General features: G+C 66.7%; 12 protein-coding genes. 7 read left to right on the top strand and 5 right to left on the bottom strand.

The annotated features are described in order from the left end of the window. The first annotated feature begins 108 nt into the window (after window positions 1–108). From MNR01_RS08230 to MNR01_RS08220, 3 genes are all read left to right on the top strand, one after another. Window positions 109–1,026 carry a helix-turn-helix domain-containing protein gene (locus tag MNR01_RS08230; RefSeq protein WP_241920418.1) on the top strand — a complete coding sequence of 306 codons (918 nt, stop codon included), beginning with the start codon at window positions 109–111 and terminating at the stop codon, window positions 1,024–1,026. A 77-nt stretch (window positions 1,027–1,103) separates the two neighbouring features. Next, complete coding sequence (locus MNR01_RS08225; protein ID WP_241920567.1) at window positions 1,104–3,914, top strand: TonB-dependent receptor; 2,811 nt, start codon at window positions 1,104–1,106, stop codon at window positions 3,912–3,914. A gap of 144 nt (window positions 3,915–4,058) precedes the next feature. Beyond that, a complete protein-coding gene (locus MNR01_RS08220; RefSeq protein WP_241920417.1) occupies window positions 4,059–5,045 on the top strand; it encodes an aspartyl/asparaginyl beta-hydroxylase domain-containing protein in 987 nt (328 codons plus the stop codon). 72 nt (window positions 5,046–5,117) lie between these two features. Here the strand turns inward: MNR01_RS08220 and ppa are convergent, their stop codons facing one another. Then, window positions 5,118–5,672, bottom strand: a complete 555-nt coding sequence (gene ppa / locus MNR01_RS08215; RefSeq protein WP_241920416.1) for an inorganic diphosphatase — start codon at window positions 5,670–5,672, stop codon at window positions 5,118–5,120. Between the two features lie 459 nt (window positions 5,673–6,131). Further along, the gene (locus tag MNR01_RS08210) at window positions 6,132–8,162 is read right to left on the bottom strand and encodes a sodium-translocating pyrophosphatase (RefSeq protein ID WP_241920415.1); all 2,031 of its coding nucleotides are present in this window, start codon (window positions 8,160–8,162) and stop codon (window positions 6,132–6,134) included. A gap of 264 nt (window positions 8,163–8,426) precedes the next feature. Between MNR01_RS08210 and MNR01_RS08205 the strand changes: the two genes are divergently transcribed. Next, window positions 8,427–8,957 carry a hypothetical protein gene (locus tag MNR01_RS08205; protein WP_241920414.1) on the top strand — a complete coding sequence of 177 codons (531 nt, stop codon included), beginning with the start codon at window positions 8,427–8,429 and terminating at the stop codon, window positions 8,955–8,957. Window positions 8,958–9,063: 106 nt separating this feature from the next. Here the strand turns inward: MNR01_RS08205 and MNR01_RS08200 are convergent, their stop codons facing one another. From MNR01_RS08200 to MNR01_RS08190, 3 genes are all read right to left on the bottom strand, one after another. Continuing rightward, complete coding sequence (locus MNR01_RS08200) at window positions 9,064–9,717, bottom strand: hypothetical protein (protein WP_241920413.1); 654 nt, start codon at window positions 9,715–9,717, stop codon at window positions 9,064–9,066. A 10-nt stretch (window positions 9,718–9,727) separates the two neighbouring features. Continuing rightward, window positions 9,728–10,462, bottom strand: a complete 735-nt coding sequence (locus MNR01_RS08195; protein WP_241920412.1) for a hypothetical protein — start codon at window positions 10,460–10,462, stop codon at window positions 9,728–9,730. A 189-nt stretch (window positions 10,463–10,651) separates the two neighbouring features. Then, window positions 10,652–11,908 (bottom strand): 6-phosphofructokinase, encoded by a 1,257-nt coding sequence (locus tag MNR01_RS08190; RefSeq protein ID WP_241920411.1) that lies wholly within the window; start codon window positions 11,906–11,908, stop codon window positions 10,652–10,654. Between the two features lie 189 nt (window positions 11,909–12,097). Here MNR01_RS08190 and MNR01_RS08185 point away from each other — a divergent pair, with 189 nt between their 5' ends. The 3 genes from MNR01_RS08185 to MNR01_RS08175 all read left to right on the top strand — a co-directional run bounded on the left by MNR01_RS08185 (window position 12,098) and on the right by MNR01_RS08175 (window position 14,890). After that, window positions 12,098–12,676 carry an adenylate kinase gene (locus tag MNR01_RS08185; RefSeq protein WP_241920410.1) on the top strand — a complete coding sequence of 193 codons (579 nt, stop codon included), beginning with the start codon at window positions 12,098–12,100 and terminating at the stop codon, window positions 12,674–12,676. 107 nt (window positions 12,677–12,783) lie between these two features. Beyond that, on the top strand, window positions 12,784–14,220 hold the full coding sequence (locus tag MNR01_RS08180) for a Mur ligase family protein (RefSeq protein WP_256451874.1): 1,437 nt from the start codon (window positions 12,784–12,786) through the stop codon (window positions 14,218–14,220). Between the two features lie 79 nt (window positions 14,221–14,299). Then, entirely contained in the window at window positions 14,300–14,890 is a 591-nt protein-coding gene (locus MNR01_RS08175) for an LON peptidase substrate-binding domain-containing protein (protein ID WP_241920409.1), read from the top strand. The last annotated feature ends 5 nt before the right edge of the window (window positions 14,891–14,895 follow it).

Below are 14,895 nucleotides of genomic sequence, written 5' to 3'. Positions count from 1 at the left end.
CGGTTAACCATTCGTTGCGAATTCGTATAAGTCTCCGCCAACTTTCCTGATGTAGATGACCGCCTCAGGCAAATCCATTGACCATTCTCGGCACATGAGGTGGACCAAATGGAGCAAGTGCAATGGGCGGACCGTGGGCAGCTGCTGCAGCTCGACACGGCTGACGGCGCAATTCAGGGCGGCTGCATCGGCGTGTCCAGGCTGGGCAGCGTGCAGGTCGCCGGCGGCTTCTCGATCTGGGTGCAGCTGCACGGCAGCTCCTGGGTCGAAGCCAAAGAGGGCAAGTTCCGCCTTCGCAGCGGTGACTGGATTGCCTTCGAGAAGGACTCCAAGCCGACCGTCCAGGCCGACCGCTTCGGCGTCTGCGTTGGTCTCACCCTCTCCGGAGACGCGCTCCGCGAGATGACCCGGTTCGCCGACCGCGGTCTGTACGCCGGTCGCGGCAACATGCCGCGTCGCGATGCCCGCATTGCCCTGCGTCTGTGGCGCGAGGCCGCGGCCCGTCTGGCCGACAACCCCGCCGCCGTGTTCGATGCCGCCTCGCTGCGCCCGATCCTGCTGCACCTGGCCGGCGTCCAGCGCGAACTTGCAGCGCGCATCCCGCGTTGCCCGGGCCGCTCGCGCAGCCGCAAGCGCCAGGTGTTCGGTCGCCTCCAGCGCGCCCGCCTGTACCTGGAAGGCAACTGCGACCGCGTGGTCCGCATCAGCGAGCTGGCCGAACTGACCAGCTTCTCCAGCTGGTACTTCTCCAAGACCTTCCACAGTCTCTATGAGGAAAGCCCGCAGGCGGCCTCGGCGCGCATGCGCCTGGAACATGCGGCCGACCTGCTCACCAGCACCTCGATGATGATCGGTGAAGTGGCCGCGGCCAGCGGCTTCGACAACTGCTGCAGCTTCGCGCGTGCATTCCGTGCCCGCTTCGGACAGTCGGCAAGCCGCTACCGGAGTGCGGCAGTGTCCTCGAGGACCGATTCGGCAAAGTCTCTCAGCGCTAGCCGCAAAGCGGCGGAGCGCACCGGAACGTAAGTTTGATGAGCGTTTAACACGCTCATAACAGTTATCTGGAGAGAGATACAATGAACCATCGCAATTTGCGCACCGCGATGCGCGTCGGCATGCTGCCGGCCGGCATCGCGATCGCACTGGCGCCGGCATTTGCCAGCGCGCAGGAAGCTGCGGCCGAGCAGGGTGCCACCACCCTCGACCGCATCGAAGTCACGGGTTCGCGCATCAAGCGCGCCGATATCGAAACGTCGCAGCCGATCTTCAGCCTGAGCCGTGAAGACATCCAGAAGCAGGGTGTCACCTCGGTCGCCGACGTGCTGCAGCGCATTTCCACCAACGGCGCTGCGCTCAACACCACGTTCAACAACGGTGGTGACGGCTCGGCCGGCATCAGCCTGCGTAACCTTGGCGAAGGCCGCACCCTGGTGCTGGTCAACGGCCGCCGCTGGACCCAGGGCCTGGGTGGCAGCGTCGACCTGAACACCATCCCGGCCGCAATGATCGAGCGCGTGGAAGTCCTGAAGGACGGCGCCTCGACCATCTACGGTTCCGACGCCATCGCCGGCGTGGTCAACATCATCACCCGCTCCAACTTCGAAGGCGCAGAGGCCGGTGCATACCTCGGCCAGTACTCGCAGGGCGACGGCAACCGCGAAGCCTATGACTTCACGATCGGCACGGGCAATGACCGTGGCAACGTGATGATCGGCGCTTCCTACGTCAAGGAAGAAGCGGTCATGGCCGGCGATCGCGAGATCTCCGACGGTGGTCCTCCGTTCTTCGGCGGCCAGAGCGGCACCGGCTTCCCGGGTTCGTTCGTCGATCCGACCGACAACAAGCGCTACATCATTGGTCCCAACGGCACCAAGGTTCCGTACGTGTCGGCCGTGCACGGCTACAACACCGCGCCGGACAACTACCTGCTGACCCCGCAGGAGCGCACCTCGCTCTTCGCACAGGCGAACTACGACATCGCGTCGAACTTCACCTTCCGCACCGAGATGCTCTACAACGAGCGCCTCTCCGAGCAGCTGCTGGCGGCCATGCCGGTCACCAGCCAGACGCTTGATGCGGGCAGCTACTACAACCCGAGCAACCCGAACGGCCTGTATGCAGGCGCGCTGACCGGTCCGGCTCGTGACGTGATCGGTGTCAACCGTCGCTTCCAGGAATCGGGCGGCCGTTCGTTCAACCAGGACGTCAAGAACTGGCACTTCTATGGTGGCTTCGAAGGCTTCTTCGAAGTGGCTGACCGTACCTTCGACTGGGACGCCGGCTACCGCTATGACCGCACCGACGAGAACGACCTGACCTACGGTCTGTTCAACGTCGCCAACCTCGAGACCGCCTACGGCCCGTCGTTCCTCGACACCGACGGCGTCGTCAAGTGCGGTACGGCAACCAACGTGATCGCTGGCTGCGTGCCGGTCAATCCGCTCGGCCCGAACGGCTCCATCACGCAGGAAGGCATCGACTACACCGCCTTCACCGCGCATGACTCCAGCCGCGTCACCTCGAAGAGCTACTACGCCAACATCAGCGGCGAAATCGCCACCCTGCCGGCCGGTGCACTGGCCTTCGCAGCTGGCTATGAGCACCGCACCGAGAGCGGCCAGTACGATCCGGACGCGTTCATCGCCGCCGGCCTGAGCACCGGCAACGGCTCCAAGCCGACCGCCGGCGCCTACTCGCTGGACGAGTACTACCTCGAGCTCGCAATCCCGGTCCTGGCTGACCTGCCGGGCGCCAAGCTGCTCGACTTCAGCGTCGCGACCCGTTACTCGGACTTCAGCAACTTCGGCAACACGCTGAACAGCAAGTTCGGTTTCCGCTGGAAGCCGATCGACGACCTGATGGTGCGTGGTAACTGGTCCGAGGGCTTCCGCGCTCCGACGATCAACAACCTGTACGCAGGCGACAACGATTCGTTCGAGAGCTACCAGGATCCGTGCTCGAGCCACTCGGCTCTGCGCGGCAACCCGCAGGTCGCTTCCCGTTGCGCCCAGGAAGGCGTGCCGGCTGACTTCGAACAGCCGGGTAACGGTTCTTCGCGTCAGACCCTCGAGCCGTTCACCTGGACCTCGAACGACAACCTGCAGCCGGAAACGTCGACGACCAAGACCTTGGGCTTCGTCTACAACCCGAGCTGGCTGGAAGGCTTCGACGTCTCGCTGGACTGGTACAAGATCGAGATCGAGAACGCGATCAGCCGTCCGCAGGCGCAGTTCATCCTGGACAAGTGCTACGCCGGTACGCCGGGCGAGCAGGCCGTCTACTGCGGTCTGTACTCGCGCGATCCGAACTACCCGGGCGCGCCGAACATCATCACCCACCTCGAAATGCCGCTGCTGAACCTGGCATCGTATGACGTCGAGGGTTACGACCTGACGGTGAACTACCGCCTGCCGGAAACCACCTTCGGCAAGTTCTCGGTCACCTGGGACAGCACCTACACCTCGAACTGGAGCACGAAGGCAACCATCGACTCCGACGAAGAGCAGCGCCAGGGCCTGTACCTGCCGCAGGATCCGTACTGGCGCGTCAAGTCCAATCTGTACCTGGATTGGAGCCTGGGTGACTGGGGCGCGACCTGGGGCATGCGCTACAAGTCGGGCATCGACGAGACCTGCCCGTACGCCGGTGGCAGCGTGAACGCCGAGTCCTACTGCTCGGATCCGGATCGTCGCGTCGCGACTGGCCCGGCACCGCGCAACCATCTGGGTGCGGTGACGTACCACGACCTGCAGGTGCGCTACAACACGCCGTGGAACGGCACCGTGTCGGTCGGCGCGAACAACGTATTCGACAAGGAACCGCCGCTGTCCCTGACCGCGCCGTACAACCAGTTCGACCCGCAATACGACCTGCCGGGCACGTTCTACTACATGCAGTACCGTCAGCGCTTCTGATAGGCTGAAACGCAACACGTAACACCACTACGGCCCCGAAAGGGGCCGTAGTTCTTTGCGGCGGGGCCAGGCGCCGGCGGTGCCCGATCTGGCGCCAGGCGCGGCGGACGGTACGATAGCCGCAGTCTCCTGGCCGGATCCGCAATGAAACTGCAGGTGCCCTTCATCCAGCTGCCGCTGGCGTTCGACGCCGGTGCGCTTGCCGCGGAAATCGCCGCCCTGGGCGAAGCCCCGTGGCGACCGCATCCGCAGGGGTTCCCCGGCAACTCGATGCTGCCGCTGGTGGCAGTCGACGGCGATCCCGGCAACGAGGCATTCGCCGGGCCGATGCGACCCACGCCCGAGCTTCTGCGCTGCCCCTACCTGAGCCAGGTCATCGCCAGCCTCGGCGTGACGGCCGGCCGCAGCCGCCTGATGCGCCTGTCGGGGATGGCCGAAGTCACCCGCCACGCCGACCAGGGCTACTACTGGGCCGAGCGCGTGCGCGTGCACGTTCCGGTGGTCACGCAGCCGACGGTGCGCTTCGAGTGCGGCGATGCGGCGATCAACATGGCCGCCGGCGAATGCTGGATCTTCGACACCTGGCGCCAGCACCGCGTCCTCAACGATGCCGTCGAGTCGCGCGTGCACCTGGTGGTGGATACGGTCGGCGGCGGCACGTTCTGGGACCTGGTCGGCCGCGGTCGACCGCACGACGCGCCGCGCGCGGGCTGGCAGCAGCACGCGGTTCCGGTGCAGCCGGGCGTGGTGGCTGCGTTCGCGTGCGAATCGGTGAACGTTCCCAACGTGATGTCGCCCTGGGAGCTCAGCGGCCATCTCGGCCTGCTGCTGGCCGACGCGGTGCCGCACCCGAACCTGCCGCAGGTACGGCAGATCGCCACGCGCTTCGCGCGCGAGTGGCAGGGGCTGTGGTTCGAGCATGGCGAAAGCGAGGAAGGGCGACCGCATTACCGCGAGGTGCTCGACCGCTTCATCGAGGAAGTCAGCGTGCCGAGCCAGCCGCTGATGCTCAAGAACGAGTTGCGCTGGCACACCGTGCTGATGGCGATCGTGTGCAAGTTCGCGCTTGGCGCGCAGGCGTCGCAACCGGCGACGGCGGCCCGCCAGTCCGACGTCGGCGACAACGGCTGACAGGCCGGCACCCGCAAACGAAGAAGGCCGCCTTGCGGGCGGCCTTCGCTGTGCATGACCCGGGGGCCTTGCTCAGAACTTCGGCTTTTCTTCGTCCGAGGTCGCGTTGTAGCGGGCGATCGCGTCATTGAGGATCGACTTGGCTTCGGCGGCGTTGCCCCAGCCTTCGATCTTGACCCACTTGCCCTTCTCCAGGTCCTTGTAGTGCTCGAAGAAGTGGCCGATGCGATCGAGCCAGTGCTGCGAGACCTGCTCGATGTCGGTGATGTGGGCGTAGCCGCCGAAGATCTTCGGCACCGGCACGGCAATGATCTTCTCGTCGCTACCGGCCTCGTCGCTCATCTTCAGCACGCCGACGGGCACTGCGCGGATGACCGAACCGGGCACCAGCGGCAGCGGCAGGATCACCAGCACGTCGGCCGGGTCGCCGTCACCGCACAGGGTGTGGGGGACGTATCCGTAGTTGCACGGGTAGCGCATCGGCGTGGACAGGATGCGATCGACGAAGATCGCGCCCGAAGCCTTGTCGACCTCGTACTTGACCGGTTCGGCATCCTTGGGGATTTCGATGATGACGTTGATCTCATCCGGCGGGTTCTTGCCGGTGGGGACGAGGTCCAGACCCATGCGTTGCTCCAACTTCTGATGGCCGCGCCAGGACGGCGGGGCGGGATTTAGATATGCGGCCGGGCATTTTACGCGGCTGGCTGCTGCGGCGCAGCAGTGGGGTGTTCAGCTTCTCCGCGGGCCGCGGGCCGCGGGCCGCGGGGGCGGGGGCGGGGGCGGGGCTTGAGCCCCTCTCCCGCTTGCGGGAGAGGGGTTGGGGTGAGGGCAAACGCCGGCACGCCCCGCTTCCGTCTGCGGCAGGGCGTCGTCCGCCGGGCCGGGGATTGCTCCGCCCCTTCGTCGGACATCCTGTCCGAAGGCGGGGCGTGGGCCATCCATGGCCCACTGCTGCGCAATCCCCGACCCGGCGGACGACGCTCCGGCAATGGCATTCCCGAAAAAGAAAACGGACCGCAGAGCGGTCCGTTTGCCAACCGCTCTCCCGCGAGCGGGAGAGCGGTTCAGTCCAACTCGGCGTGGCTACAGCAACGGCACCATCAGCAGCGCGACGATGTTGATGATCTTGATCAGCGGATTGATCGCCGGGCCAGCGGTGTCCTTGTACGGATCGCCGACGGTGTCGCCGGTGACCGCTGCCTTGTGCGCGTCGGAGCCTTTGCCACCGTGATGCCCATCTTCGATGTACTTCTTGGCGTTGTCCCAGGCACCACCGCCGGTGGTCATCGAGATGGCAACGAACAGACCGGTCACGATCGTGCCGATCAGCAGACCGCCCAGCGCCTCCGGTCCCAGCAACAGGCCCACCACGATAGGTACTGCCACCGGCAGCAACGACGGCACGATCATTTCCTTGATCGCCGACTTGGTCAGCATGTCGACGGCCTTGTCGTACTCCGGCTTGCCCGTGCCCTCCAGGATCCCGGGGATCTGGCGGAACTGGCGGCGCACTTCCTCCACCACCGCACCGGCGGCGCGGCCGACCGCCTCCATCGCCATCGCTCCGAACAGGTAAGGGATCAGGCCGCCGATCAACAGGCCGATGATCACCCGATGGTCGGACAGATCGAAGACGTAAGTCGCACCAGCGTTGTTCGCCGACAGGTTGTGCGTGTAGTCGGCGAACAACACCAGCGCCGCCAGCGCCGCCGAACCGATCGCATAACCCTTGGTCACCGCCTTGGTGGTGTTGCCGACCGCATCGAGCGGATCGGTGACGTTGCGCACCTCCGGCGGCAGCTCCGCCATCTCGGCGATGCCGCCGGCGTTGTCGGTGATCGGGCCGTAGGCGTCGAGCGCGACGATCATGCCGGCCATCGACAGCATCGCCGTTGCTGCGATCGCGATGCCGTACAGGCCGGCCAGGTCGAATGCACCCCAGATCGCCGCGCACACCGCGATCACCGGCAGCGCGGTCGACTTCATCGACACGCCCAGGCCGGCGATGATGTTGGTGCCGTGACCGGTGGTGGAGGCGGCCGCAATGTGGCGCACCGGACCGTACTGCGTGCCGGTGTAGTACTCGGTGATCCACACGATCGCGCCGGTCAGCACCAGCCCGATCAGCGCGCACCCGTACAGGTTCATCGCACCGTGGCTGTTGTCGCCCATCAGCTGGGTGGTGATCGGGTAGAACGCGATCGCCGCCAGCACTGCCGAAACGATGACGCCGCGATACAGCGCGCCCATGATCGAGCCGCCTTCCTTCACCTTGACGAAGAACGCGCCGATGATCGAGGCGATGATCGACACGCCGCCCAGCACCAGCGGATACAGCACCGCGTTGCGCCCGGCGTCGGCCGCCATCAGGCCGCCCAGCAGCATGGTCGCGATGACGGTAACCGCATAGGTTTCGAACAGGTCGGCAGCCATGCCGGCGCAGTCGCCGACGTTGTCACCGACGTTGTCGGCGATCACCGCCGGATTGCGCGGGTCGTCCTCGGGAATGCCGGCTTCGACCTTGCCCACCAGGTCGGCACCGACGTCGGCGCCCTTGGTGAAGATGCCGCCGCCCAGTCGCGCGAAGATCGAGATCAGCGACGAGCCGAACGCCAGGCCGACCAGCGCATGCAGTGCCGCTTCGCCGGTGACGCCCAGGTAGCGGGTCAGCACGACGTAGTAGCCGGCCACGCCGAGCAGGCCCAGTCCGACCACCAGCATGCCGGTGATGGCGCCACCGCGGAACGCGACGTCCATCGCCGGGCCCATGCCCTTTCGCGCGGCCTCGGCGGTGCGCACGTTGGCGCGGACCGAGACGTTCATGCCGATGTAACCGGCGGCGCCCGACAGCACCGCGCCGATCAGGAAACCGATCGCCGTGTGCCAGCTCAGGAAGATGCCGACCAGTACGAACAGCACTGCGCCGGCGATGGCGATGGTGGTGTATTGACGATTGAGGTAGGCGCGCGCGCCTTCCTGGATCGCGCCGGCGATCTGCTGCATTCGTTCGTTGCCGGCGGGCTGCGCGTTGATCCAACGCGCGGAAATGACCCCGTAAAGGATCGCGATGACGGCGCATACCAGCGCCAATGCCAAACCGTACTGCTCCAGCATGAACCCCTCCCCTTAGAGTGGATACATCAGGAATTTCGAGTCGATCACATTGAGTTGTAGTGCTGCACGGGCCGTGGGGCCGCCGCCGCAACGGTCCGACTATCGCACAGACCCTGCGCGATCCGCACCCTGCGCGGCACCCTTGCGGGCACGCCCCGACGCCGGCGCGGCGCGGGTGATGTGATCCCGGTCGCAGGCGTGAATCCGTCGTTCAGCGCGACCGTGCCAGCCTTCAGGGCTGCCACCACAGGGGCCGACCCTGCCATGCGATTGTTGCCCGTCCTGCTGTTCGCCATGTTCGCCCTGTCACCGGACGCGGTGCTGGCGGCCAACCCGAAGTCGGAGCCCAAGCCCGAGATCAGCCGCGAGCCGGCCCGGCCACAGGCGCTCAACGCGGTGCATACGCTGCGCCAGATCCCGGAGGCGTGCGCGCGCCTGGAGGGCATGTTCACCGGCCAGGCGGCCGATCCCTATGCCTTCGCCGTGGTGCGGACCAGCGAGACCTGCCAGCCGCGCGCGCGCTTCGTCGACGCGGCGAAGGTCAAGCCATCGGAAAAGAGCGGCTGGAAGCTCAACGACCTGATCCGCGTGCCCAGCGCCGCCTGCGGCACGCAGTTCGCGGTGGTGCGGGTGTGGCGCAAGCCGGTCGATGTCGCCACGCCGGCGCTGGACGCCCAGGGCAAGGCGCGCATCTACCTCGACGAGGCACGCCAGCAGGCGAAGTCGGGGCAGATGGCACCGGTGCCGATGTTCGCTGCGCAGATGGCGGTGGAAGGCACGCCCTGCTCACGGTAGAGGTCGCCAAGGCGCGGCCGGCGGAAAAAACGAAGGCCGCAATGCGGCCTTCGTTGTGTAGCAGGGTTGTGTAGCACGTCGTGTAGCAGACCGGTATCGCCCGGCTTCACTCGTCGGCGATCGCCGTCGATTGCGGCCGCACGGTCACGAGCACCTTGCCGCCTTCCAGGAACGGTCGGACGCTGCGGGTCTCGCTGCCGTTGTTGTACATGAACATCACCGGCCCGGCGGGAATCACCATCGTGTTGGCTGCGGAGCCAATCGCCGTGTCCTCTTTTCCAACCTGTTCCCGGTCCGGGGTCAGCAGCAGGTAGGCGGGCATCCGTGCCGACGGATTGAGGAACACGTTGAGCGAGTACTGCGAACCGCGACGGACGAACTGGCGGAAGTCGTAGTGGCGCAGCGACTGGAAATCGCTGTCGAGCACGTCGACCGCGGCGGCGAAGGTGCCGCCCGGTGACAGCATCACCGAGACGTTCACTTCCGACGGCGGCGTGACACCTTCCAGCCGGTACAACGCCACCGGCACCGCCACGCCCTCGGCGGTGCGATGGCAGCGTGCGACGGTTGCGAACTCCAGGTACGTGGTGTCGGCGTCCTCGCCCGCGGGCGGGTAACGCAGGGCAGTGCTGTGCACGGCCCCCAGGCTGTCGACGCAGTTGCTGCTCACGTCCGGCATCGCCGCCTTGTAGGCGACGCTGGAGCAGCCACTGAGGGTGGAAATCGCGAGCAGTGCCAGCAGGCTAAGAGAAGGCCGCATGACCCGGCCCTCAGAGCTGGCGCGCAACTTCGGCGGCGATCGCATCGATGGCTGTCTTCAGGCCCTCGACCGTCTTCGGACCGGCTGCATGCAGGTTGTCGAAGTCGGGATAGGCATAGTCCGCGTTGGCATTCACCGCCACGGCGTTGCCGAGGTTGAAGACGTTGTTGTACGCGAAGAAGTCGGTGAAGTAGTTCTGCTGGCCATCGGCACTCACCAGGCGCGCGCCGACCGTGACGGTCGGGCGGTACGGCGAATCGTCGGTGGCGCCTGCGGCGGCGTAACCGACGAAGCCGAAGTTGATGTCCAGCTGCGCATCGGCGCCCTGCGCGGCGGTGTAGGCCTTGCGCAGACCGAACGAGCCGCGCTCGACCTTCGCCGTTTCAACCTGCGCCTGCGGCCACACCAGCGTGTAGCCACGCTCCGACATGCGCGTGGTCAGCTGTTCCTTGAAGTAACCCAGCGGCTCGAAGCCGGTCTCGGCGACGATCGCGTCGAACTTCTTCTGCTTGCTCGCCTGGTCGCTGGCGGCGATCAGGCCACCGATGAGGCCGAAGCTCGCGCCGGGATGGTTGAGCATGAACACCGTCGGTCGCGCCTGAGTCGTTCCCAGCACGGCGATGGTCTTGATGTTGGTGTGCGACTCGCGGTTGTAGGCCTGCTGCTTGGGCATGCTCACGCAGCCGGTCAGCGCAAGCAGCATCAGCGCGGCCATCAGCGGGCCACGCGAAAGGTATTGCTTCATCTCATCTATCCCCTGTTGAGTGGTGGTCTCAGGGGCAGATCGAAAAGCTCGGCAACCGGACGCTTCCCCAGCGTGCGGTTGCATTGTGGAGCGACTTCCTCCCCCCCGAGGAGTCCCGGCTACCCCGGGACCGTCGAAGCTTGACCAACCCATCCGTGGTTGGCAATTGAGACATTTGCCCAGTTGGCGTCAGCCGGCAAACGTGGGCAGTTTTTGTCTCACCGGGACATTCTTCAGCACCACGTACTTCGGGATGCCGTCGCGTCCGTATGGCGGCGGTGCTTCGCCGCGGATGAGCGGTTCGAGGTAGCGTCGTGCCGCGGCGGTGATGCCATAGCCATCCTTGCGGATGAAGCCCGCCGGCATCTTCTTCTCGTGGTTGGCGACCTTCGACAGCGGCGCCGCTTCGATCTTCCAGCGATACGGAGAATCGCTGCTGCGCACGATCACCGGCATCACCGAGTTCATGCCCTTGAGCGCGAACTCCACCGCCTTGCGCCCGACCGCCTGTGCCTGCTCGAGGTCGGTCTTCGAAGCCAGGTGCCGCGCCGACCGCTGCAGGTAGTCCGGCAGTGCCCAGTGCACCTTGTAGCCGAGCGAATCCTTGACCCGGCCGGCGAGGAACGAGGCGACCCCGCCGAGCTGCGTGTGCCCGAACGAGTCCTTGCCGCCGCCGGCATCGGCGACGAAGCGGCCGTCGGCGGTCTGGATGCCTTCGCTGGCGACGACCACGCAATAGCCGACCCGCTCGACGGTCGCCTTCACCTTGGCGAAGAACTCGGCTTCGTTGTACGGACGCTCGGGGAACAGGATCAGGTGCGGTGCGCCGTCGGCGCCTTGCCCGGCCAGTCCGGCCGCGGCCGCCAGCCAGCCAGCGTGTCGTCCCATGGCCTCGTAGACGAACACCTTGGTCGAGGTGTCGGCCATGGCCGCGACATCGAGCGCGCATTCGCGCACCGACACCGCGGTGTACTTGGCGGCCGAGCCGAAGCCGGGGCAACAGTCGGTGACGGCCAGGTCGTTGTCGACCGTCTTGGGCACGCCGACACAGGTCAGCGGGTAGCCGTACTCGGCCGCCAGCTGCGAGACCTTGAGCGCGGTGTCGGCCGAGTCGTTGCCGCCGTTGTAGAGGAACCAGCGCACGTCGTGGGCGCGGAATACGTCGAGCAGGCGCTCGTAGCGGGCGCGGTCCTGCTCCAGCGATTTGAGCTTGACCCGGCACGAGCCGAAGGCGCCGCCGGGGGTGTGGGCCAGGGCCCGGATCGAGGCCGCCGACTCGCGGGAGGTGTCGATCAGCTCTTCGCGCAGGGCGCCGAGTATGCCGTTACGGGCGGCCAGCACTTTTACCTTGCGGGCCCGGGCGGTCTCGATGACGCCGGCGGCCGTGGCGTTGATGACAGCGGTGACACCGCCAGATTGCGCGTAAAGCAGGGTTCCGGAGGGCATGTCCATTCCTGGGGTGTGGGGCAGGACCAGGCCGGGATGCGGTAAGCTGACCGCAATATTTGCCTGGCGGGGCTGGGTCGTGAGCGAGTGTAGCGCCGCCGCGGGCAGTCGCCCGAAGGCCGGGTCGCCAGCGCCGCGGCGGACCACGACGGGCCACGAAGAAATTTTCCCGTTCTAGGAGTGATTTTGATGCGATTGGTACTTCTGGGCGCGCCCGGTTCCGGCAAGGGCACGCAGGCCGCGCGCCTCAAGGAGCATCTGCAGGTGCCGCACATTTCCACCGGCGACCTGCTTCGCGCCGAAGTCGCCGCCGGCTCCAAGCTGGGCCTTGAAGCCAAGGAAGTCATGGCTTCGGGCAACCTGGTGAGCGACGCCATCCTGCTGGGCATGCTCGAGGACCGCTTCTCGCGTCCCGACACCCAGGGCGGCTTCATCCTCGACGGCTACCCGCGCAACCTGGCCCAGGCCGATGCGCTGGACAAGCTGCTGACCCGCATCCGCCAGCCGATGGACTACGCCGTGCAGCTGGACGTGCCGACCGACCTGCTGGTCGAGCGCATCGCCGGCCGCGCCAAGGCCGAAGGCCGCGCCGACGACAGCCCGGAATCGGTGCGCACCCGCCTGAAGGTCTACGACGACCAGACCGCGCCGGTGATCGAGTTCTACCGCCAGCACGGCCAGCTGACCGTGGTCGATGGCGTGGGCGGTCTGGATGACGTGTTCAACCGCATCATCGAAGCGCTGGTGCCGGCCAAGGAAGTGGGCTGAACGCTTGAGCCCCTCTCCCGCTAGCGGGAGAGGGGTTGGGGTGAGGGCAGCTCATGCTGTCGGCTTCTTCTTCGTATTGGTGTGCTGCGATCGTTTAGGACGTACTGATCTTGAAGATTCATATTCTGGGCATTGCCGGCACTTTCATGGGCGGCGTCGCTGCACTGGCACGCGAACTCGGTCACGAAGTCGAAGGCAGCGACCAGGCCGTCTATCCGCCGATGTCGACCCAGCTCGAACAGCTCGGCATCGCGCTCAAGCAGGGTTACCAGCCGCAGCACATCGCCGCCGACTGCGACCAGATCGTCGTCGGCAACGCGCTCTCGCGCGGCAATGCCGCCGTCGAGCAGGTCCTCGATGACGGCCGCAGCTACACTTCCGGCGCGCAGTGGCTCAGCGAGAACCTGCTGCCGGGCCGCGACACGCTCGCCGTCGCCGGCACCCACGGCAAGACCACCACGACCACCATCCTGACCTACCTGCTGCAGGCGGCCGGGCGCGAGCCGGGCTTCCTGATCGGTGGCGTCGCCGAGGACTTCGGCGTGTCGGCGCGGGTCGGCAGCGGCCGCGAGTTCGTGGTCGAGGCCGACGAATACGACACCGCGTTCTTCGACAAGCGCAGCAAGTTCGTGCATTACCGTCCGCTGGTGGCGATCCTCAACAACCTCGAGTACGACCACGCCGACATCTTTCCCGATGTCGCCGCGATCCAGCGCCAGTTCCACCACCTGGTGCGGACCGTGCCGCGGCGTGGTCGCCTGATCGTCAACGGCGAGGACCGCCATCTCGCTGAAGTGCTGGCGATGGGCTGCTGGACGCCGGTGGAGACCTTCGGCCTCGATGCCAGCCTGGCGCCGCAACCGGCGCAGCCGCAGGGCCACGGCGACCGCGCCGACGAACGCGCCGCTGCGAGTGCCAGCTTCAACTGGACCGCGCGCATGATCGAAGAGGATGGCAGCGTCTTTGCCGTCGTCCACGACGGCGTCGAAGTCGGCGAAGTCCGCTGGCCGCTGCTCGGCCGCCACAACGTGATGAATGCCCTTGCCGCGCTGGCCACGGCACAGGCCGTCGGCGTCGAGGTCGCATCGGTGCTGCCGGCGCTTGCGCAGTTCCGCAGCGTCAAGCGGCGCCTGGAAGTCATCGGCCAGGCGCAGGGCGTCACCATCTACGACGACTTTGCCCACCATCCCACCGCGATCGCGACCACGCTCGCCGGTTTGCGTGCCAAGGTCGGTCCCGCACGCATCGTCGTCGCCATGGAACCGCGCAGCAATTCGATGCGCCTGGGCGCCCACGCCGAAGCCCTGGCGCCGTCGCTGGACCTCGCCGACACGGTGGTGTTCCTGCACCGGCCGGAACTGGCCTGGGATGCCACCCGGGTCGTTTCAGCATTGCGTGGCGAAGGCATCGCAGTGCCTGATGCCGACGCGCTGATCGCAGTGCTGCGCGAACACGCGCGCAATGGCGACCACGTCGTGTTCATGTCCAACGGCGGCTTCGACGGCGCACCGCGCCGCTTCCTCGCCGCACTGTCGCCCGCGTAGCCCGGGTAAGCGAAGCGCACCCGGGTATCCCGCACCAGCTGCAGCCACCGCGCCTGCAATTCGTCCTAAACTGGCCCCGATGCCGGCAGACGACACACCGACCCAGTCCCTGGGATTGTTCCCGCTGCACGCGGTGCTCCTGCCCGGTGCCGCGATCGGATTGCGCGTGTTCGAGCCGCGCTACCTGGACCTGATCAGCGACTGCGGCCGCAAAGGCAAGGGCTTCGGCATCTGCCTGATCATGCACGGCGAAGAGGCCGGTGCGCCGGCCACGGCGGCGGCGTTCGGCACCGAAGCGGTGATCGAGGACTTCGGTCGCGGCGATGACGGCCTGCTGACCCTGCGCGTGCGCGGCGCGCGCCGCTTCCATGCGCAGCGCGTCCGTGTCCGCGACAACGGCCTGCAGGTGGCCGACGTCAGCTGGTGCGACCCCGATCCCGACGACGTGGTCCGGCCCGAGCACGGCCTGCTGTCGACCCTGTTGCAGCAGATCATCGACCAGGTCGGCGGCGAGCATGCCAAGGCGCCGCAGGCTTTGTTCGACGACGCGGCCTGGGTCGGCTGGCGCCTGGCCGAGCTGCTGCCGCTGGAACACACGCAGCGCCAGGCACTGCTCCAGCTCGACGACCCGCACCTGCGGCTGGAACGCTTGCTGGCGCTGCTGCCCTGACGAGC

It is taken from the genome of Lysobacter sp. S4-A87 (assembly GCF_022637455.1).
In the GTDB taxonomy this organism is placed as follows: domain Bacteria; phylum Pseudomonadota; class Gammaproteobacteria; order Xanthomonadales; family Xanthomonadaceae; genus Lysobacter_J.
Note: the sequence above shows the minus strand (reverse complement) of the source record. Positions and strands in the feature narration are given on the sequence as shown.

What these genes read in the sequence shown, in the direction of transcription:
- ppa (WP_241920416.1), bottom strand. Translation starts at nt 5,672, where the DNA reads ATGGGTCTGGACCTCGTCCCCACCGGCAAGAACCCGCCGGATGAGATC.
- MNR01_RS08230 (WP_241920418.1), top strand. Translation starts at nt 109, where the DNA reads ATGGAGCAAGTGCAATGGGCGGACCGTGGGCAGCTGCTGCAGCTCGAC.
- MNR01_RS08225 (WP_241920567.1), top strand. Translation starts at nt 1,104, where the DNA reads ATGCGCGTCGGCATGCTGCCGGCCGGCATCGCGATCGCACTGGCGCCG.
- MNR01_RS08220 (WP_241920417.1), top strand. Translation starts at nt 4,059, where the DNA reads ATGAAACTGCAGGTGCCCTTCATCCAGCTGCCGCTGGCGTTCGACGCC.
- MNR01_RS08210 (WP_241920415.1), bottom strand. Translation starts at nt 8,162, where the DNA reads ATGCTGGAGCAGTACGGTTTGGCATTGGCGCTGGTATGCGCCGTCATC.
- MNR01_RS08185 (WP_241920410.1), top strand. Translation starts at nt 12,098, where the DNA reads ATGCGATTGGTACTTCTGGGCGCGCCCGGTTCCGGCAAGGGCACGCAG.
- MNR01_RS08200 (WP_241920413.1), bottom strand. Translation starts at nt 9,717, where the DNA reads ATGCGGCCTTCTCTTAGCCTGCTGGCACTGCTCGCGATTTCCACCCTC.
- MNR01_RS08175 (WP_241920409.1), top strand. Translation starts at nt 14,300, where the DNA reads ATGCCGGCAGACGACACACCGACCCAGTCCCTGGGATTGTTCCCGCTG.
- MNR01_RS08195 (WP_241920412.1), bottom strand. Translation starts at nt 10,462, where the DNA reads ATGAAGCAATACCTTTCGCGTGGCCCGCTGATGGCCGCGCTGATGCTG.
- MNR01_RS08205 (WP_241920414.1), top strand. Translation starts at nt 8,427, where the DNA reads ATGCGATTGTTGCCCGTCCTGCTGTTCGCCATGTTCGCCCTGTCACCG.
- MNR01_RS08190 (WP_241920411.1), bottom strand. Translation starts at nt 11,908, where the DNA reads ATGCCCTCCGGAACCCTGCTTTACGCGCAATCTGGCGGTGTCACCGCT.